The sequence below is a fragment of the Gottfriedia endophytica genome (assembly GCF_017814275.1).
GTDB classification, from domain to species: domain Bacteria; phylum Bacillota; class Bacilli; order Bacillales; family Bacillaceae_G; genus Gottfriedia; species Gottfriedia endophytica.
Window position 1 is genome coordinate 176,723 of record NZ_JAGIYQ010000006.1, and the last position, 18,399, is coordinate 195,121.

Annotated in this window: 20 protein-coding genes and 1 riboswitch; of the genes, 2 read left to right on the plus strand and 18 right to left on the minus strand. The window is 35.4% G+C overall.

What is annotated here, in order from left to right; translation table 11 throughout:
• Position 1: 1 nt before the first annotated feature.
• The 8 genes from J5Y03_RS11325 to J5Y03_RS11360 all read right to left on the minus strand — a co-directional run bounded on the left by J5Y03_RS11325 (position 2) and on the right by J5Y03_RS11360 (position 7,451).
• Complete coding sequence (locus J5Y03_RS11325) at positions 2–244, minus strand: group-specific protein (RefSeq protein ID WP_209405656.1); 243 nt, start codon at positions 242–244, stop codon at positions 2–4.
• Between the two features lie 40 nt (positions 245–284).
• Positions 285–866, minus strand: coding sequence for a molybdenum cofactor guanylyltransferase (locus J5Y03_RS11330; protein ID WP_209405658.1), 582 nt, complete (start codon positions 864–866; stop codon positions 285–287).
• Complete coding sequence (locus tag J5Y03_RS11335; protein WP_209405660.1) at positions 863–1,357, minus strand: MogA/MoaB family molybdenum cofactor biosynthesis protein; 495 nt, start codon at positions 1,355–1,357, stop codon at positions 863–865. Before J5Y03_RS11335 ends, J5Y03_RS11330 begins: the two co-directional genes overlap by 4 nt.
• Positions 1,358–1,398: 41 nt before the next feature.
• Entirely contained in the window at positions 1,399–1,743 is a 345-nt protein-coding gene (locus J5Y03_RS11340) for a DUF2294 domain-containing protein (RefSeq protein WP_209405662.1), read from the minus strand.
• A 382-nt stretch (positions 1,744–2,125) separates the two neighbouring features.
• Entirely contained in the window at positions 2,126–3,193 is a 1,068-nt protein-coding gene (gene eutH / locus J5Y03_RS11345) for an ethanolamine utilization protein EutH (protein WP_209405664.1), read from the minus strand.
• Between the two features lie 75 nt (positions 3,194–3,268).
• A complete protein-coding gene (locus tag J5Y03_RS11350; RefSeq protein WP_209405666.1) occupies positions 3,269–4,330 on the minus strand; it encodes a M24 family metallopeptidase in 1,062 nt (353 codons plus the stop codon).
• Positions 4,330–5,436, minus strand: a complete 1,107-nt coding sequence (locus J5Y03_RS11355; RefSeq protein ID WP_209405668.1) for a M24 family metallopeptidase — start codon at positions 5,434–5,436, stop codon at positions 4,330–4,332. Before J5Y03_RS11355 ends, J5Y03_RS11350 begins: the two co-directional genes overlap by 1 nt.
• Before the next feature lie 329 nt (positions 5,437–5,765).
• Positions 5,766–7,451 carry a sigma-54 interaction domain-containing protein gene (locus J5Y03_RS11360; RefSeq protein WP_209405670.1) on the minus strand — a complete coding sequence of 562 codons (1,686 nt, stop codon included), beginning with the start codon at positions 7,449–7,451 and terminating at the stop codon, positions 5,766–5,768.
• A gap of 387 nt (positions 7,452–7,838) precedes the next feature.
• Positions 7,839–7,939, plus strand: a riboswitch (purine riboswitch).
• Between the two features lie 170 nt (positions 7,940–8,109).
• On the opposite strand from J5Y03_RS11360, the gene J5Y03_RS11365 reads away from it, so the two are divergent.
• Positions 8,110–8,703, plus strand: a complete 594-nt coding sequence (locus J5Y03_RS11365) for a xanthine phosphoribosyltransferase (RefSeq protein ID WP_209405673.1) — start codon at positions 8,110–8,112, stop codon at positions 8,701–8,703.
• The gene (locus J5Y03_RS11370; RefSeq protein ID WP_209405675.1) at positions 8,703–10,016 is read left to right on the plus strand and encodes a nucleobase:cation symporter-2 family protein; all 1,314 of its coding nucleotides are present in this window, start codon (positions 8,703–8,705) and stop codon (positions 10,014–10,016) included. The genes J5Y03_RS11365 and J5Y03_RS11370 overlap by 1 nt, the downstream gene beginning before the upstream one ends.
• 174 nt (positions 10,017–10,190) lie before the next feature.
• Here the strand turns inward: J5Y03_RS11370 and J5Y03_RS11375 are convergent, their stop codons facing one another.
• The 10 genes from J5Y03_RS11375 to J5Y03_RS11420 form a co-directional block, all read right to left on the minus strand.
• Positions 10,191–11,651 carry a M56 family metallopeptidase gene (locus J5Y03_RS11375; protein WP_209405677.1) on the minus strand — a complete coding sequence of 487 codons (1,461 nt, stop codon included), beginning with the start codon at positions 11,649–11,651 and terminating at the stop codon, positions 10,191–10,193.
• Positions 11,651–12,010 (minus strand): BlaI/MecI/CopY family transcriptional regulator, encoded by a 360-nt coding sequence (locus J5Y03_RS11380; protein ID WP_209405678.1) that lies wholly within the window; start codon positions 12,008–12,010, stop codon positions 11,651–11,653. The genes J5Y03_RS11375 and J5Y03_RS11380 overlap by 1 nt, the downstream gene beginning before the upstream one ends.
• 883 nt (positions 12,011–12,893) lie before the next feature.
• The gene (locus tag J5Y03_RS11385; RefSeq protein ID WP_209405680.1) at positions 12,894–13,586 is read right to left on the minus strand and encodes a DUF899 domain-containing protein; all 693 of its coding nucleotides are present in this window, start codon (positions 13,584–13,586) and stop codon (positions 12,894–12,896) included.
• A gap of 245 nt (positions 13,587–13,831) precedes the next feature.
• Complete coding sequence (locus J5Y03_RS11390; protein ID WP_209405682.1) at positions 13,832–14,392, minus strand: GNAT family N-acetyltransferase; 561 nt, start codon at positions 14,390–14,392, stop codon at positions 13,832–13,834.
• Positions 14,393–14,659: 267 nt separating this feature from the next.
• Entirely contained in the window at positions 14,660–15,082 is a 423-nt protein-coding gene (locus J5Y03_RS11395) for a DUF1801 domain-containing protein (RefSeq protein WP_209405684.1), read from the minus strand.
• Between the two features lie 130 nt (positions 15,083–15,212).
• Complete coding sequence (locus J5Y03_RS11400) at positions 15,213–15,476, minus strand: hypothetical protein (protein WP_209405686.1); 264 nt, start codon at positions 15,474–15,476, stop codon at positions 15,213–15,215.
• A 604-nt stretch (positions 15,477–16,080) separates the two neighbouring features.
• A complete protein-coding gene (locus tag J5Y03_RS11405; protein WP_209405688.1) occupies positions 16,081–16,716 on the minus strand; it encodes a hypothetical protein in 636 nt (211 codons plus the stop codon).
• Between the two features lie 96 nt (positions 16,717–16,812).
• Positions 16,813–16,956 carry a hypothetical protein gene (locus J5Y03_RS11410; RefSeq protein ID WP_209405690.1) on the minus strand — a complete coding sequence of 48 codons (144 nt, stop codon included), beginning with the start codon at positions 16,954–16,956 and terminating at the stop codon, positions 16,813–16,815.
• A 430-nt stretch (positions 16,957–17,386) separates the two neighbouring features.
• Positions 17,387–17,767, minus strand: coding sequence for an immunoglobulin-like domain-containing protein (locus J5Y03_RS11415; RefSeq protein WP_209405692.1), 381 nt, complete (start codon positions 17,765–17,767; stop codon positions 17,387–17,389).
• Positions 17,737–18,339, minus strand: coding sequence for a hypothetical protein (locus tag J5Y03_RS11420; protein WP_209405694.1), 603 nt, complete (start codon positions 18,337–18,339; stop codon positions 17,737–17,739). The genes J5Y03_RS11415 and J5Y03_RS11420 overlap by 31 nt, the downstream gene beginning before the upstream one ends.
• Positions 18,340–18,399: the final 60 nt, after the last annotated feature.

The following is an 18,399-nucleotide window of genomic DNA, read 5'->3' on the forward strand; positions in this document are numbered from 1 at the left end:
TTTAATCCTCACCCTTTAATATTATTAATTGACTTAAACGGTTATTTCTTATTTCTTGTTCGTTCGGTGATGATAAATCATATTTTTTTAATAGATGAAATAATTCATTTAACAATACTTGTGAGGGTTTAGTTTGTAATATTTTAAATAGCCCTTCAGCTAAAATTTCAGGTAAATGAGATTTTTGTAGTTCAACTTTATCAATAACATCTTGAGTTGAATGATTTAATTTACATGTACTCATTTTTTCCACCTTCTCCATGTTGTTTATTTGAATCCAAAGATTAATCTTTATATCTAAGCCAATCCTCAGGATAATTAATATTAATAAATATGTGTTCGTTAGTGGAAAACGATATTGTCTTAATGTTAATGTCGCTTAATAACAATTTTAGTTTTCTATTATTCGTTGCTAGTAATTGTTCCATTTTCACAAGAATTCTCCTGTGATATAGACCGAATAGTGGTTGAATTGTATTTGAATGCATTGGAATAATGGCATCATAAGAAGTACCATAAGCGTTATCAATCATCATTTTTACAAAATCTGATGTAACAAAAGGTATGTCAGATGCTAGTACAAAAAACCAATCTGCATTAGAAATAGTTGAAAATGCATTATACATTGCAAATAATGGTCCTTGATATGTGTCAGTTTCTTTTTCAATGACGAATTCTACATCAGTTCGATCAAAAAATGAGATCAATTTTTCATTAGTTGATATCACAACAGGCGAAATCGAATTTTGCTTCAATGCTTCTACACTATATTCATAGAAAAATTTGTTTTTATAGATTTCAAACATTTTTGGTTTACCATATCTAGAAGATTTCCCTCCGGCTAAAACAACTCCAGCTATCTTCATTTTCTTTTTAATTCTTCCAAAAAATGTTGGCATGTCGGCAATATCAGATTAACCATTGCTAGATTTACGGCATTCGTAGATCCAGGTAATGCATATATTGCTTTGTCTTTAATACTACCTGCTATGGCTCTACTGAACATGGCCTTAGGACCAATTTCCGTATAACTTAATCCTCGGAACAACTCCCCAAATCCTTGCATTTCTTTTTCAAGCATAGTTGAAATTGCTTCATACGTAACATCTCTATGTGTGAAACCCGTTCCTCCTGTCAGAATAATTACCTGTATCTCTGAATTTTCAATCCATGAATTTACAATTGTAACGATGGAGGATAGATCATCCTTTGTAATTTTGTAATCAACAACGCTATGATTCTTTTCGATTAACAAAGTTTTGATTAACTTTCCACTTTCATCATTATTAGTATCTCTAGTGTCACTAACTGTTAAAACTGCTGCTTGAACTGTAGCTAACGGATTGTGTGAATGCACTGTTTGTAGCCTCCTTAGTTTAGTCGTACAGATTTTCCCATTTAGATAATATTTTTATCGAATACAAAAACCGATATGGCTATATCTTCTTCTATTTTCAAATCAGAAAACAAATGGACCAATTTTGCTTCTACGAGTTCTTCTAAACCTATTGGAGGATTAGTTACGTACAGCTCTTGAATCATTTTTGTTCGTGCAGTATGGACCATCTCCGCACCTTCTTTTGTTCCTGTAATAAATTTTTCAGTAGGAGTTAAATTACCATATAATGTTGAAACAGCCATATTTTCAACAAATACTGTATTAATTCGTTCAGGGCCTTTTCCAAACAACTCTTTCCTAAGTTTTCTAATGATGTCATTAAATTCATGTATTTTTTTCGACATATTCTTATTCACCTCAATATAAGTATTAAATTCTATCCCTTTAGCCTTTTTACAGTTATTACCTATTAAATAGTTTAAAATCATGAATTCATAATACTTAATTTTTCATATTTTTTCTCCTTTGTAAAAAAAAATTCCACTATGAAAAATCACTTACCTGATAAACAGGTATGATGTCTTCATAGTGGAATAGTTAATTAGCAACTCTTACTAATATACCAATCCAATTTAAAATAAATTGAATGTAATAGAAACCATAACAATTTCGTATCATGTTTCCATATCTTTCAGTAAGATTATATCTCTTAATTTTGTAATTAACAATATTATTGTTAATAGTGTTTTTTATATTTTAAGTAACAAATTTTTTTACTTTCCTTCATTAACGACGTTTTGTTACTATCAAAGCCAATGCTGCAGCCAAAAATCCTGCGGTCAGTTTGCCGACAATGAGCGGAATGACAAAATTCTTCTCCACACCCGCCACAAACCCTAAGTGACTGCCAAATACAAATGCGCCGCTTACAGCAAATGCGGTATTTACGACTTTCCCGCGGTCGTCCATTTCGTGCAGTATCGCAAACATAGGAATGTTATGGGCGAAGGACGCAATGAATCCTCCCAATGCTTGTTGATTCATGCCCAACCTTTCCCCCATTAGATTAAAAGGCTTTTTCAACACTTTTATCAACACGAATACGAACGGAAACGCACCGGCAAGGGTAAAAGTGATTTTCCCGACAGTCACAATGCCTTCCTTCATCGGCAGCATCCCCGGGATAAGAACAAATCCTGTCAATGTTTCAATGATAACTGCGACAAGCCCGATCATGATTATGATCTCAATACCCTTGCCAAACCATACAAACCCGCGAATCATCACGGATGGAAAGCTCAGCATCCCGATGCCGATTATGACCGAAATGAGGATCGACGGAAGCAAATTTTTCAGCATCCATACAAAGTCAAATCCCGCTGCAAATCCTCCCGCCAAACAGCCGACCGGAATGGTCATAAGTCCGATTAATATCCCTTTTGCAAAAAAGAGATGATCTTTCTTTTGAATGATGCTCAAGGCAACCGGAATCGTAAATACGATAGTCGGGCCCATCATCGTCCCTAAAAACACCCAAGAAAATAAGGCGGCATCGCTTGACCGTGCCATTTCATTCGCAAGAGAGTATCCGCCCATATCGAGCGCCAAAAAAGTCGATGAAAACATCGCAGGATCCGCCCCGAGGAATTGATAAACAGGCGTGACAACCGGTGTCAACACTTTGGCAAGAACAGGCGACAAGGAAATCATCCCTACCATTGACAACGCTAAAGCTCCCATGGAATGAAATGCTTCCGTGAATTTTTGCCCGATTCCAAATCGATTCCCAAGCAACTTATCCACTGCGCCAAGCAGCATAAATCCTGTCATCACTAGGATAATGATATTATTCATGTTGTATACGACCACCAATCACATGAAGGGTCATCGTAACGCACCGTTAGGATGACCTGTTCAATTTCTATACGATTATAAAATCAATAATTTCTTAGGTGAATGAGTAATAATTTCATACCCATTCTCTGTCACCACTATATCATCTTCAATACGACAGCCGCCCCATCCCGGGATATAAATACCGGGCTCAACCGTTACAACCATACCAGCTTGCAGCACTTCTTTACTTTTGTCAGAAAGACGAAGCGGTTCGTGTACTTCCAGACCCAAGCCATGGCCAGTAGAATGTCCGAAACGGTCTCCATAGCCTTTTTCAGTAATATAATCTCTCGTTAAATCGTCAATTTTTTTCGCATTTTCACCCGCTCGAATTCCTTCTGTCCCACGTTTTAACGCTTCCAGGACTATATGATAAATATCGTGAAATTCATCTGAGCAGTTCCCAACAGCAATCGTTCTCGTGATATCTGAGCAATATCCATTGTACATCGCACCAAAATCAAGGGTTACCATGTCGCCATGCTCGATCACTTTTTCGGAAGCAACACCATGCGGCAAGGCAGCACGTTGTCCGGAGGCAACGATGATATTAAATGAAGAAGAAGAGGCGCCCTGCTTTCTCATATAGACTTCTAGTTCATTGCGGACTTCCCTCTCTGTTATACCTGGCTTAATGACATTCAAAATATTATCAAACGCCGTGTCGGCAATACGGGCCGCTGTTCGCATTGTCTCCAATTCTGACTGATCTTTGATTTCCCGCACCTTTTCAACTATATTTTCCAATGGAACCAATTGTGCATTCGTATACTCCTTAAGAGCCGAAAAGGTATTTAACGTCATGGCATTTGCCTCTACAGCTAGATTTTGAATGCCGTGACGTTCGATTTCGCTTGCTACTTCTTTTTCAATATTTCCATCATGTATCACAATTTTTGCATTTTTCACTTCAGCTTGCGCCTGCTCTCCGTAGCGAAAGTCTGTGATAAATGTAACGCCCTTTTGCGAAATCAACACCATACCTGCCGAACCTGTAAAACCCGTCGTGTATCGGCGGTTTTCATTCTTCGTTATCAAAATCGCATCGACATTATTCTTGGTAAGCTGTTTCTGTATTTTTTCAATTCGGTTCATTACCTTTCATCCCCCTTTACAACTTGCATTGTTTTTGAAAACTTCGTTAACACTTCACAGCCTTTTTCCGTAATGACAAGATCGTCTTCGATTCGGATACCCCCAAGCCCTGGTACATAAATACCTGGTTCGACTGTAAGCACCATGCCCGGTTTCAAGATTCCATCATTTGCATCATTCATTGAAGGTGATTCATGAACATCAATGCCTAAGCCATGGCCGATTCGGTGCGGAAAAAAATCGCCGTATCCAGCAGCTTGAATGACGTTTCTTGCTGCTATATCAACGTCTCCAATTCGGCTCCCAGCCTGGCAAGCCTCCAATCCAGCAAGATTTGCTTGTAAAACTGTGTTGTAGATCGTCTGGAATTCGCTAGTGACACGGTCGTAAAAGACAGTTCTTGTGATATCGGAGCTATAGCCCTTATACTTCACGCCTAAATCAAACAAGACCGGATCGCCTTTTTTCAACTTGTTCTCTCCTGAGATACCGTGAGGATTGCTTGCATTTTGACCAAACAGGACAATCGTTGAAAATGACATTTCCCGAATCCCTTTTTTCTTTAATTCGTATTCAATTTTTCCAAGTAACTCAAGTTCTGTCATGCCTTCGTTTAAAGTCTCAATACCGACTTTCACTCCATAATCAGCAAAAGCGGCCGCTTCTCGTAAAATCGCAACCTCATTATCATCTTTTACAAGTCTCATCTCGGTAAGCTTATCATCTAACGATACAAACTCCGCACCACTCAAAATCTGTTGCAGATTTTCTATATAAAAATAGGAGATTGCATGTTTCTCCACAGCAAATCGATTGATCTCGTTCCCACCTTGAATTACATCGCGAACAAGCGACCACGGATTATCGGAATCTGTATAACTGATAATCTGCTTGTTCCAGCCTGCTTCCTTCAGCATTTGAACTTCCATACTTGGTGTAATAAAAATCGGTTCGCGATTTGCAAATACAAAAATACCGACAAACCGTTCGTGTGGATCGTAATCAAATTGTGATAAATAAAAAATATTATGACGTGATGTTATCAAGCCACCTTGAATGTGTTGTTCTTGTAAAAAGTTTTGCAGTGCTTGTAATCGTTCTTTCATGTTCTTTCCTGGTTAATAAAATCGTATTAAATCGTAGAGAAACAATACGATTTACAGCCAGGATACACCCCCTTTTTTCGTGAATTGAATACCAAAATGATGTTATTTTGATTCTGTATGATATGGTTTGAGACAGTTTACTATGAACTGTTCAACCACCATCTTAGATAAGTAAATGCAAGTTTCATGCCATTTTGAAAGTTTAGCGGTAGAAGGTATTTCAAAAACATGTGTCTATTTTTTTAGACACTTCAAAGTGACGATTGTCTATTTTTTTAGACAACAAAAAAACAGCGCCACAACAAATTTTTGGCACTGTTTTTTATCTATTAATGATTGATATTTAATTTTTTCAGTTTATTGTATAAAGTCGCGCGGGAGATTCCCAGCTTCTTAGCCGCTTCTTGCTTGTTTCCGTTCTCGGTCTGGATGGCTTCGATAATTTTGTTTTTTTCATGCTGATTCAAATCTTCTTTCAAAGATTCATCATGATACAATGAAGAGGCAGCCTTCGATAGCTTTTGAGGCAATGCTTCTATTGTAATTTTTCCGTCTCTGGACAATAATACTAATCGTTCGATTGTATTCCGCAGCTCCCGAACGTTTCCTGGCCAATCATATTTCAATAATATGGAAAATACCTGTGGATCTATGTATTCAATCGTACGATGATACAATAATGAAAATTCATATATAAAGAGATGAAGCAGCTCCATAATATCTTCTTTTCGTTCCCTCAATGGCGGGATGGTAATGGATAATATGTTAAGTCGATAGTATAAGTCTTCTCGAAATGCACCAGCTTCGACCATCGCTTCCAAATCTTTATTTGTGGCAGCGATGATTCGACAATGAGCAATCAGTTGCTTTGTTCCTCCGACACGATAATATGTTTTATCTTGAAGAACACGAAGCAATTTCACCTGCATATCCAACGGCAAGTCGCCAATTTCATCGAGAAAGAGTGTTCCCCCATTCGCCGACTCTAGCTTTCCTTCCTTCCCTTTGGCATTTGCGCCTGAAAACGCCCCTTTTTCATATCCAAAAAATTCACTTTCAAACAAAGATGGTGAAATTGCGCCACAGTTTACCGCAACAAACGGAGTGGTTGAACCTTGGCAGTGGTGAATCGCTTTTGCAAAGATTTCTTTCCCGACCCCTGTTTCCCCTAGCAATAAAATGTTCGCATTTGTTTCAGACATTCTTCTTGATAATAAAACCGTTTCTTTTATTAATTGACTCGAACCTTTAATTTGTTGAAAAGAATCCCGTGACGATTGCAGTCTGGAAACCTCCTGCTGCAGTTGACGAATTTTTGAGGAAGCATTCATCAGCTCTTGGTTCATCAATACTTGACTCGTAATGTCGGTTTCCGCTGCCACTGCACCGACAATCCGATCTTTGATGATGACGGGTCTGCTATTAATCATGACAAATAAATCCTCTCGAGGATTGTGCTGCCTATTACGAAACGATTGTCCTGTTTCCACCGTTACTTTATTTAATAACATTTCTTTTGGAAAAAACTGATCCATGTCTTTCCCAATAATTTCCTCTTTGGGAATCGAAAAAATCCGTTCTGCACCAGGGGTCCAAACAACGGTTTTCCCGGCCTCATCCACAATCGAGACCGAACCATCCATTGTATCAATCATCGTTTGAAAATAGGCCTCTAAATATTGATAAGATTCAAACACTTTAGAAAGTAAAGCTGCAGAATCGATGTAGCCCTTGATTTTTCCTTCTCCAAACGTGATGACCACAATATCTGATGTTTGCACTTTTTGAATCACGTCTTGAATAACAGCTTTTTCATTAGAAACGCCCACTCTTTTCCAATAAAGTTCTTTGATATTCTCGCTTTTATAATGCATGTACTCATTTCTCGTTAACATCCAGACTTCACTTTGATGCTGTTTAAATATATAAGCTGCTTCATTTTTGTCATCCATATCGGAAAGCAAAGAAAAATTCGTTTGCAACAGATCTTCAATGCTAGGTAGATGATGCTTCATGAAGATTCCACCACCCAATTGTCTATTTTTTATATACTCTATCATTTCGGCGAGTTTGTGTCATGATTATTTTCTTTTAGGCTCAAACATTCCACATTGGACTATCCTGCCATTTACTGAAATAAAAAAAACTGCAGTAAACCTAATGGATTCCATTTTTCTTTCGTTTTTTCTACAAGTTCATTGACTATTTCATTTTTTAGGCATAATAAAAACCACTTGCATTTAGCATTAGTGGGACTAAATTGTTACTAAAACATACAGTAATGAACTTCTTTATCTAGTAAAGGACATAACTAATAACGAACAATTTAATGAATTTTTATTTAATTATTCGTTTTTTAAGAGGAAAAGGATTGATTTACTCATAGACCATGTTATAATGAGATTAAAATTATACGTTTCACTCATATAATCGCGGGGATATGGCCTGCAAGTTTCTACCAGATTGCCTTAACAATCTGACTATGAGTGGGTAAAGAAATATGCTATCTTTTGTTTAGCATACATTTCCTATTCCTTTAGGTCATATAAGTCCAAAGGTTATTACCTCACTCAAATTTTATGTGAGGTATAACTTTTGGGCTTTTTTTATTTTACTATCTAGCTAAAGCGCCTAAAAAAGGTGACAGCTTTTTAATAAGGAGAAATGAAAATCATGAGATTACTTGAAGAAAAAATCCTTTCAGATGGTGAGGCTATTTCAAAGGAAGTTTTAAAAGTGGATGCTTTCTTGAACCATCAAATTGATTCTAAATTAATGTTTGAGATCGGTAAGGAATTCGCAAAGCTTTTTGCCAATGAAGAAATTACAAAAATCGTAACAATCGAATCATCGGGAATTGCACCTGCTGTTATGACTGGACTGCAATTAAATGTTCCTGTAATTTTTGCTAGAAAGCAAAAATCACTAACTCTTAATGAGGCGTTACTCACTACAAGCGTACATTCTTTTACTAAAAATGTAACAAACAATATCTCCATTTCAAAAAAATATTTAAATGATAACGATAAAATTCTTATTATCGATGATTTTTTAGCAAACGGTCAGGCGGCCCTGGGTTTAGTAGATTTGATACATCAAGCAAATGCAACTGTTGTAGGAATTGGAATTTTAATTGAAAAGTCTTTCCAATCTGGTGCACAGAAATTGAAAGACCTTGGTTTAAGAGTCGAATCATTAGCCAGAATTGAATCCTTAGAAAACGGTGTCGTCAATTTTATTAGTGAAAAAGTGGAGGAATTAATTTAATGAAACAAAATCCTATTAAAGTTGCCTCCCTAAGCATTCAACATGTGTTGGCAATGTATGCAGGTGCCATTCTTGTTCCGCTAATCATCGGTAGTTCTTTGCATATGACTGGTAAACAATTAACTTATTTAGTTTCAATGGATATTCTTACAAGCGGGATAGCAACGATATTACAGGTTTGGCAGAATCGCTTTACAGGAATCGGGCTACCAATTATTCTTGGTTGTACTTTTACTGCAGTTGGACCAATTATTGAAATTGGTAGTCAGTATGGTTTATCAGCCATCTATGGATCGATTATCATGTCTGGTCTAATCGTAATTCTTATCGCAAATTTCTTTGGTAAATTAATTAAGTTCTTTCCTCCTGTTGTAATGGGATCTGTTGTAACTATTATTGGTATGACTCTTATTCCTGTTGCCATGAATAACGTTGCAGGAGGCGTAGGTAGTCCTGACTTTGGAGCAAACTCTAATCTTGCACTTGCATTTGGTACATTAATATTTATTATTGCACTTTATCGCATCTTTAAGGGCTTCATTCGATCAATAGCAATTTTATTAGGATTAATTGCAGGAACAGCTGCTGCTTATTTTATGGGAAAAGTGAATTTTTCAGCTGTTAGCGATGCTTCATGGTTCCATATGGTAAAACCTATGTATCTAGCTACACCTTCATTTCATTTAGTTCCGATTCTAATCATGACTGTTGTTGCTATTGTAAGTCTCATTGAATCAACAGGGGTATATTTTGCACTTAGTGATATAACTGGAAGAAAGCTTACTGAGAAGGATTTAGTAAAGGGATATCGTGCTGAAGGTTTTGCTAGCATTCTTGGCGGATTATTTAATTCTTTTCCATATACTTCATACTCACAAAACGTTGGCCTTGTTCAACTTTCAGGAGGAAAAGAAAAAAATGTTATTTATACAGTAGGTGGCATGCTAGTGTTTCTTGGATTCGTTCCAAAAATCGCAGCGCTAACACAAATTATCCCTACATCTGTTCTTGGTGGCGCCATGCTTGCTATGTTTGGGATGGTTGTAGCTGCAGGGATTAAAATACTGAGTAAAGTGGATTTTTCATCGCAGGAAAATCTGTTAATAATTGCTTGTTCAGTTGGGATGGGACTAGGGGTAACAACAGTTCCTAATCTATTTTCCCATATGCCAGCAACCGTAAAAATTCTCTCAAATAGCGGGATCGTCGCAGGCAGCTTAACGGCTATTTTATTAAATCTAATCTTTAATGTTTTAAAATCAACGAAGAAAAATCAATCTTTATCTCAAACAAATAATCAGACTGTAGCCTAATAGATAGTTACCTATTAAGACGATACTTTTATGTATCGTCTTTATTTAGGTTTGGTAAGTGAAACAATTAATAATTAAAGGACTTCACATATTGGAATACTTGTAATTAAGCATTCGCGATATGTGTGGTCTATTAAAGTATCCTTTATTCAGACGTATTTCCAAGGATAAACATTAAGGGGTGTTATTGGTTTCACTGAAGTGCATTTTGTCTAAACGATCAATTAGTTGTCTCAGGCTTTTTTCGTCTTTAGCATAACGTCTGACATCCTCTCCAAATAGTTTGTCTGCCTGTTCTCTTGTAAACGTGAAGGTTTTATCTTTACCATTATTTTGACCCAAGCTATCAACAATCGAATAGGTTATAATATCGACATTATCAATCAGGCTTAAGAGTAGAATGGAATTACGATAAAAAACTTCGCTATTTATTTCCCTCTCTTTTACCCCATAATTAGAGTCATTTATTTTATAATTGAAAGTTACTCCATAAGGTTGAGCTGTTGTTTGAAGTGCCATTCCGTTCCATTCCAAACCTTTTGGCTGGGGCATTCCACTAGTGAGTCCACCTACCTTACTAGCGTTACCTACATAAAGTGTTTTGTTTTTCATTAACTTATCCATAAAATATTCTGAATTTATTGATTGAGAGGATATCTGTGGTGATTGCTGCAAAGACTTTGGATTTGCCGTACAACCTACAACTAAAACTGCAATAACGAGCATATATGCTGCAATCATCTTCTTAGAAGGTTGACGGTAAGTAAGAATATTTCTAATTCTAGCCTTCACATTACTCTCTCCAAAAGAAAGTGGACTACCGGCTAGTAAGCTTTTTTTGTTGACGGAAAGAGTAAGCAATGAGGTTGAGTAGCTTCTTTTAATCTTTTGTCCCATCTTGTTAACGACACTTTCATCGCAGGACATCTCCATATCTTTACTCATAAGCGCGTAAGATAACCACATTAGCGGATTAAACCAATGAATGATAAGCAGCATAAATGCAAAAGGTTTTATCAGATAATCAAGTCTCATGATATGAATTTGCTCATGTAGTAAAATGTAAGACAGCTCATGATCACTCATGCCGGTTGGGATGTATATTTTCGGGTTCAGAAAACCGCACACAAAGGGAGTGTCAATCTGGTCAGTCTCAAAGATATTATCCTTGACAAGCGTTGCCGTTCGGACCTTAACTACTATTTTCAAGTACGATAGAATGCTGAAAAGCAGGAGAATGGCTACACCTGTTATCCAAATTATACTTCCAATCCACACGATGATTTGCATGGGGTTTACGCTTGCTACCTGTGTAGCCATCGGAAGGGAGGAATTTATAAAATGGCTTATCCCCTTAATTCCGGTATCCACAACTGGATTTTTCTGCATCCCAATTTCCTGTGGCACAAATTCCATGAAACCCGTGCCAGTTTTATTCCGGGACTTTACCAGACCTAATATACTAAAGCTTGAAGAGAAACTAATGTGGGTAAACAGTCTGATGGCTACGGCTGCCCATAGAATATAGGAGAATATTTTAGGAGCACGCCTCAAAAGAAATCTCACCATGATAACCGCAATTGCAACATAGCTAGCAGTTATGCTCATATTAAGGATTACAAGAAACAGATTCATTATTTAGTTGCCTCCTCTATAATCCGCTTCAACTCTTCGGCTTCCTCATTAGAAATTCCTTTTCCACCTAGAAAAGCAGTTAAAAACTGTGGCAATGAACCATTGAAGGTTTTTTCAACAACCATCTGACTTTCATATTTCTGTGCGTCCTCTTTTTTAACAATGGATGTGACCGTTGCTTCCTCGTTTCTAAGGATTCCCCGTTCACATAATTTTCTTAAAACTGTATAGGTCGTGGACTTTTTCCATCCAAGTTCTGTCTGGCAAAGCTTTACAAGATCAGTAGAATTAATAGGTTCATTATCCCAAATCAGGCATGTAAATTTGTATTCGGCATCGAACAATTTATAAGGTTCCATTCTGAACACCCTCCTTTGTGGGTTTATTACAGTAAACCCCTTGTTGATTAGTTTATTGTAATAAACCCATCTCGTCAATATTTTTTATCTAAATTTTCAGATATTTTTTTCGCGAAAATCCTATATTCTCTTCATAACCATTGATTCATCAACGATATTGCATAAAAAAAGAGAGATCATCAATAACTATAGATGATCTCTTAAAACGATTGCTCTCTCATTTTAAATATAAATTTACTATGCTTAAAATACCATAAACATAGTAGAGGAGAACAATGAGCAAACTACCTTAGGGGTTTCTCCATATGAAATGTTTGAACAAAGTATTAAAACTGATGGATCAAATGTTAGTTAGTGTCTATGGGAACCCTTCTACAGCAAATATATCCATGCATTTCCATGTTGATAAATCCAAGATATAATCTTTAGCTAATGTTTCACTATCTTGCAGTTAGTCAAATAGAAGGTGATCGTCAACTCCTGTATATTTAAACAAGAATAGTCAAACAAAAATCTTCTATAATTTCATATTCATTGAATTCATATTTAGGTTGGTAGTTCCTTATAATCCTCGAAATTTTCAACAAATGGAAATACAAATTGATGGTTATCGTTCCCATAAAAGAATCACCTTCTTATTTTTGATATTAAAATATCATCAACTTTGTTAAATAGATAAATTTTTTATAATATCATTTACTAAATTATTCTAGTAATGAGAGTTCCTTTTCTTCTTTAATAATTCTCTCCAACATAGAAAATTGGAACTTAAAAAAGCTCCAATTTTTTAAAAATATAACCATGATTCACAACTAACGCATACGTTCGTTGTATAACATAAAAGACTGCAATTCATTTTTACAGTCCCTTTAATAGAAAAAAATTATACTTTTGGAACATATTGATCACTATGCCGAAGTCCTCGATCGTCCTGCCTACCTTTCGGCACCAAATCGAGAAACTGATAAGTGATATTCATCATGTCAATGCCACGAGCGTAAGTCGAGTATGTATGATATATATTACCTTCATCATCTTTATAGAAAACGCTCACGCCTTCTCTATCGGAACTCATTGGGTTTTGCATAGTATAGTTGTAATATGCTTGTTTATTTTCTACTTCTTCTTCAATAAAAGATGCTTGAAAATCATAATTAAAATCCGTGTGCCCCGATGAATACCATGGAAAAGTCCAACCCATACGTTTTTTAAATGCATCCAACTTTTCTAATGGTCCACGGGAATTACAGACAAAACTGACATCTCGGTGATTTAAGTGTGGTAACATCCCACTGTAGTGGTCAGCCCAAAAAGAACAATGCTTGCAGCCTTGATCCCAATTTGGGCTGAACATGAAATGATACACGATCAACTGGCTTCTTCCATTAAATAAGTCTGATAATGATACCGTACCGTTCGGACCGTCAAATATGTAAGACTTGTTAACGGCTTCCCACGGCAAATCTCGTCTCAGCTGTGTAAGTTCATCTCGCAACTTCGTGAAGTCTTTTTCTTTCTGTAGGAGTTCTTTCCTCGCTTCAATCCATTCTTTCGTTGGCAGAACTTTGTGGTCCATTACAACACCTCAACATCACATTTTATCCATATATTCTTTCCAATCCGACATTTCGTATTCTTTGGCTTTTTTCAAAGTTAATTAAGTAAAACTAATTCATTTTCGTTTAGTAAAAGGTATCTATTAATCTACAATTACTTGTTAAGTTAAACTGCCCTATAGTCCAATAAAAAAGGCCGCCGAAGTAGTCGATCGTTGTTCAATTAATGCATGCGATAGTTCAACAAGTAAATTTAAATTATAGGCTAATTTATCTTTGCATAAATACAGGTGTCAATTAGTTTTTTACCATCTGCTGAGAAATCTTCATTACGTAAAATCCCTTCAAGCTCAAATCCTAATTTTTCAGGGATCGTACGACTTTTCATATTACTAGATTCACATCGTATTTCAATTCGTCTACCATTCAATTCCTGAATTGCAAAATGGGTTAATCTTTGTATTGCTTCTGTCATAAAACCCTTACCACTAAAACGAATATCAATCCAGTATCCTATTTCAAATTTAGGAATATCCCAATTAATATTGTGTAAACTGCACGTCCCAATAAACTCATCTGTTTCTTTACTGAATATAAAAAAACGTAAACTTTCACGATTTAAAAACTGATTATGTGCACGTCGCACAGTGATTTCTGTTTCAGTAATTTCAGGCATACTTTGATATAATGGTAACCAAAGTTTTAATTCATTAATTGAAGCTCTTATTGAAGCATTAACTGTTTCACCCTCGCCAGCCATCGGAATTCTTAAGTACAATCTCTTAGTATCGATTTTAGTTGGAATCTCTAATAATAATGGATTCATTGGTTTCTTCTCCTATACTATTTATTAAAATTCACATTTCTGTAACTTAAATATTATTTTACATTTTTTCGATAAGTTTTTGTTATATTTCGATAATTTTACCTTTACATTAAACTGTAGGATAGCATAATAAAACGACCGCCAAAGCAGCCTTCATGCACTTCAACTAACGAATGCGTTAGTTCAATTAGGAATATACATTTTAATCATTAAAAATATTATTGAAAAGTTTCACATTCAAAGCAAGTGTGTATCCATTTAAATGCTTTAATGATTTGGATAGGTTTCTTTTAAAAACCTTATAGATTGATTAATTAACGCTTTTAAAACATTAACATCAATATCTGCTACTTTATTTATGTACACGCAAGCTTTTCCTGAGGTATGTTTGCCAAAGTCTTTTAACAATTCCCCTCGTTTCGTGTCACCCGTTGCAAAATACAAACTGATTTTAGCTTTTCGAGGCGAAAAGCCAACTAGTGGTGCATTACCTTCGTGACCAGATTCATATTTATAATGATATGTACCAAATCCAATAATACTCGGTCCCCACATCTTCGCTTTAAAACCTGTTACTTCTGTAAAAATATCTAATAATTTATATGCATCTTCACGTTTTTTAGGGCTTTCGACATTTTCAATAAACTCAATGACGCTACTATTGGTTTCTTTTGTTTTTAGTTCGTACATAGTTAGAATCTCTCCTTTTCTTTAGTATAAGTTTAAATATTAGATGATAGGAGTTAGTTAACATACCTTCTTGTTGAACTAAACCAGCTAATAGTTGTATAAGATTTTTTTAAATTTATTTATTTTACAATTAGTTTAATTCGAAGTATTTTCCAATCATTTTAAAAAATACACTGTCGATCATTAGTACTACAAAGGCTAATTTCCAATTTATTGTCTTACCAGATATTCTAGGGATATTTGTTATGATTAAAAATATTAAACCATAGATCACCATACCAGATAGTCCATACATAAGTATATTTGAATAATGGAAGAATTCTGCGACAATCTCGGAGAATATGCCTATATATATACCTAATAAAATAAACGTAATAAACATATCTAGCCTCATATGAAAAATCACCCTTATTATTTGTCCAGCAATATATTTCGCTTTCCCAAATTTAACAATTTAGACCTTACTATAAATTATTCAATAAAATAGTCGTTTCCCCTCTTACCTTATTGAACTAAACTGCCAGTTACTTAAATAAGAAAAAGACTGCCGAAGCGGCCTTCATGATCTTCAACTATCGCATACGTTTAGTTGAATAAGTTAAATCACTTTAAATTACCTACCTCCATTTAGTGATCAAACAAAGTCTGATTATCAATTTCATATTACTCAAGCATTTAATCTTTTAACGGCAAATGAAAATATTATTTGGGTTAAATCAAGTATAATTCCCGAATATGTAAAATCCCGTTTTGTTTCCATTTCTGTATCTTCTTCATCAAATTCAAATGGAATTGTTTCGCATTTAATTCTGTAAATATGTATGTTTATCACGCTCCCTATAAGAAAAGTCCTGTTAGGCTAGCCGCGTAGTTGTTCGACTGTAGCCCCGTGGATTTGCGTCCTGTTCTTTCGAATCAATCTGCCTTTTCTTTTTGTAGCTACATCATAGCGGTCATTTTTTGGAAGTCAACAAAAAAAGGTAGAACCAAACCAGTGCTTACCTTACGTTGATTTCTTTACCATTTTCATCGAATAACTTAAACGTTAAATCGATTTGATTGGCTCTGTCGCCTTTGTAGTATGGTAGTGACAGGTCTTTTGGGACTGGTTTGGCGATGAAGAAAGCGTATTTGTTCTTTGGTACGGAAACGGTTGTTTTGATGTGTGATGTAACATGTTTTTGTTTGGTGACGGAAAATTGTTGTGCTTGTAACACGACGCTTGCAATGGGTACATTCCCGTATAAATCATTGATTCGTTTTCCGTATAGGATTTCACTAAAACCATCTTTTGTTTCGATGACTCTTTCTGTCAGATCATTTGTCCCCCATTGAACCATCCAATCGTTTTTTTCTGTGATGTGCGGAATCCGATACTTCCCGTTCCATTTTTTCTCTAGCAATGCAAATCCGTACATCTCACCGTATTTTTCACTTTTGACGCTAAAGAAGGCGATCGCTGATTTGTCACCAAGTTTGTTCGTTTGAAGCACGCTTACTTTATCACGGGCGATGATTTGAATGGCCGCCGCCATTTTTGGATCATGTAAGGTTAGTGTTCCCTTCTCGAGATTTAGAACGAATCCTCCAACAATCAAACCAACTAATAGTAATACCATGATTAATCGTTTCATCAATTCTCCTCCAAGATAGTTGTTATAACAATCTTATTTATTAAATTACACAAAGCATCTCTCCAACCAGGAGTTTGAAAATTATAATAGTTATTTTTAACAGTGGTTGAAGGGTTCGGTAAAAGCACTTAAAATTATATTTTCTTTTTCACCTTCAAAAACAAATTGAATGTAATCCCGTATAAAAACAACTGAACTAAGATCTGACTTTTCTAATTGGTTTTTAGTGATTTTCTCCATTTAACCACCTCAATAATCTTTAACTAATGTATGCGTTATTTGTACAACTTTTACTTTTTATTATTAATTAATACCTCCAATTTCTTATCTATTTCACTCAGATATTTTTTTAACGATATAAAATAATTTATTATTAATATCGTTACGAATATTAGAAAAATCAATAGAAAAACAAATCCAATTACTTTCAACAGAGTTAATATCTCTAGCATCTTTGACCTCCGATAATAGCGTATATAGGAAAATAACTTTCATATCATTTTTATATTCAATAATTCAGACATAATACCTTTTATCCTTATTGAACTATACTGCCCTATAGTGAAATAGAGGATGATCGATTAATGATCATCCTCTATTTCTTGTTGAACTATCGCACGTTTTAGTTGAATAGTATGAGCATCCTCTAGCTGCTCATTATTAATTGTGACTAATCTATTGGGAATTCTCCACTTAAAATCTGACTATCGTAAGTGTTTTTCTTCACTGGAACAAGTACTGGGGAAATCACCCTATATTGTCCGATCGGAATTTCATTTGTATATTTACTAATTTCGTAAATGTGTGTGATTTGAGTATGAGCGTCTAAGATTATCTGTTCTTGCGAAAAACCAACTGCCACATCGGGGTATACGTCTTCCCATTTACCATTAATTTTCTTTTGGATGCCAAAGCTTTGTTCACACAATAATTGTTTGTTTGTATCGTTTTTCCATTTAAAAACAATTCGCTTCGTATTAGGAGGATAATTCGATTCTTGTGGGGTCACCGTAACGCCATTCACTGACAATTGAGCAGTGTCAGTATCCATATAAGGAGATGATTCCTCAAATCATTTCCCAACAATGGTTGTGAAAACTTCTTTTCAATTATTTTTATGTTGTATCTATTCCACAATTCATCTTCACTGATTACCCCAGTAGCAAGTGGGCTCGAAATACTTACACGTCCAGGACTGTAATCTCTGTACTTCTTATAACCCAAATAATATTGTGGATTCCCTATATCTAAAATAATACTTGTACTGTTACCTTCAATTACAGCATCTAATAATTCAATTCCATATTGATTTTCTTCAGTAAATAAAAAACTTGTAAGCTTATTTCCATTGGCTAAGCGTTCTTCCCATTTAATGTGTTTTCCACTTCCCTCATCAATGCCAATTCCTGCATACTTGCAAATGATCGTATCATCAATTGTATGTTGAATACCGTTGATTTCATAAACTAAGTGGAATGGGAATTCACCGTATTTGTTTTTGGGTTCTGGTGGATTCGCTTCAAATTGAATACCAAAAAATAAAATAATCCAGGGCAATGTAAAGTACCCTACAACTACACCTGCCAACAGCAGAGGCATGGCTATGATAAATTTTGATTTCAAATTATCCCTCTTTTCTTAGCTCTTACAATGTAAATGCCTAAATCCGATATATCACGTGAA

Bases quoted from the DNA above. Each gene is read 5' to 3' on its own strand.
- J5Y03_RS11325 (WP_209405656.1), bottom strand. From the start codon at position 244: ATGAGTACATGTAAATTAAATCATTCAACTCAAGATGTTATTGATAAA.
- J5Y03_RS11330 (WP_209405658.1), bottom strand. From the start codon at position 866: ATGAAGATAGCTGGAGTTGTTTTAGCCGGAGGGAAATCTTCTAGATAT.
- J5Y03_RS11340 (WP_209405662.1), bottom strand. From the start codon at position 1,743: ATGTCGAAAAAAATACATGAATTTAATGACATCATTAGAAAACTTAGG.
- eutH (WP_209405664.1), bottom strand. From the start codon at position 3,193: ATGAATAATATCATTATCCTAGTGATGACAGGATTTATGCTGCTTGGC.
- J5Y03_RS11350 (WP_209405666.1), bottom strand. From the start codon at position 4,330: ATGAACCGAATTGAAAAAATACAGAAACAGCTTACCAAGAATAATGTC.
- J5Y03_RS11355 (WP_209405668.1), bottom strand. From the start codon at position 5,436: ATGAAAGAACGATTACAAGCACTGCAAAACTTTTTACAAGAACAACAC.
- J5Y03_RS11360 (WP_209405670.1), bottom strand. From the start codon at position 7,451: ATGAAGCATCATCTACCTAGCATTGAAGATCTGTTGCAAACGAATTTT.
- J5Y03_RS11365 (WP_209405673.1), top strand. From the start codon at position 8,110: ATGAGATTACTTGAAGAAAAAATCCTTTCAGATGGTGAGGCTATTTCA.
- J5Y03_RS11370 (WP_209405675.1), top strand. From the start codon at position 8,703: ATGAAACAAAATCCTATTAAAGTTGCCTCCCTAAGCATTCAACATGTG.
- J5Y03_RS11375 (WP_209405677.1), bottom strand. From the start codon at position 11,651: ATGAATCTGTTTCTTGTAATCCTTAATATGAGCATAACTGCTAGCTAT.
- J5Y03_RS11380 (WP_209405678.1), bottom strand. From the start codon at position 12,010: ATGGAACCTTATAAATTGTTCGATGCCGAATACAAATTTACATGCCTG.
- J5Y03_RS11385 (WP_209405680.1), bottom strand. From the start codon at position 13,586: ATGGACCACAAAGTTCTGCCAACGAAAGAATGGATTGAAGCGAGGAAA.
- J5Y03_RS11390 (WP_209405682.1), bottom strand. From the start codon at position 14,392: ATGAATCCATTATTATTAGAGATTCCAACTAAAATCGATACTAAGAGA.
- J5Y03_RS11395 (WP_209405684.1), bottom strand. From the start codon at position 15,082: ATGTACGAACTAAAAACAAAAGAAACCAATAGTAGCGTCATTGAGTTT.
- J5Y03_RS11400 (WP_209405686.1), bottom strand. From the start codon at position 15,476: ATGAGGCTAGATATGTTTATTACGTTTATTTTATTAGGTATATATATA.
- J5Y03_RS11405 (WP_209405688.1), bottom strand. From the start codon at position 16,716: ATGAAACGATTAATCATGGTATTACTATTAGTTGGTTTGATTGTTGGA.
- J5Y03_RS11410 (WP_209405690.1), bottom strand. From the start codon at position 16,956: ATGGAGAAAATCACTAAAAACCAATTAGAAAAGTCAGATCTTAGTTCA.
- J5Y03_RS11415 (WP_209405692.1), bottom strand. From the start codon at position 17,767: ATGGATACTGACACTGCTCAATTGTCAGTGAATGGCGTTACGGTGACC.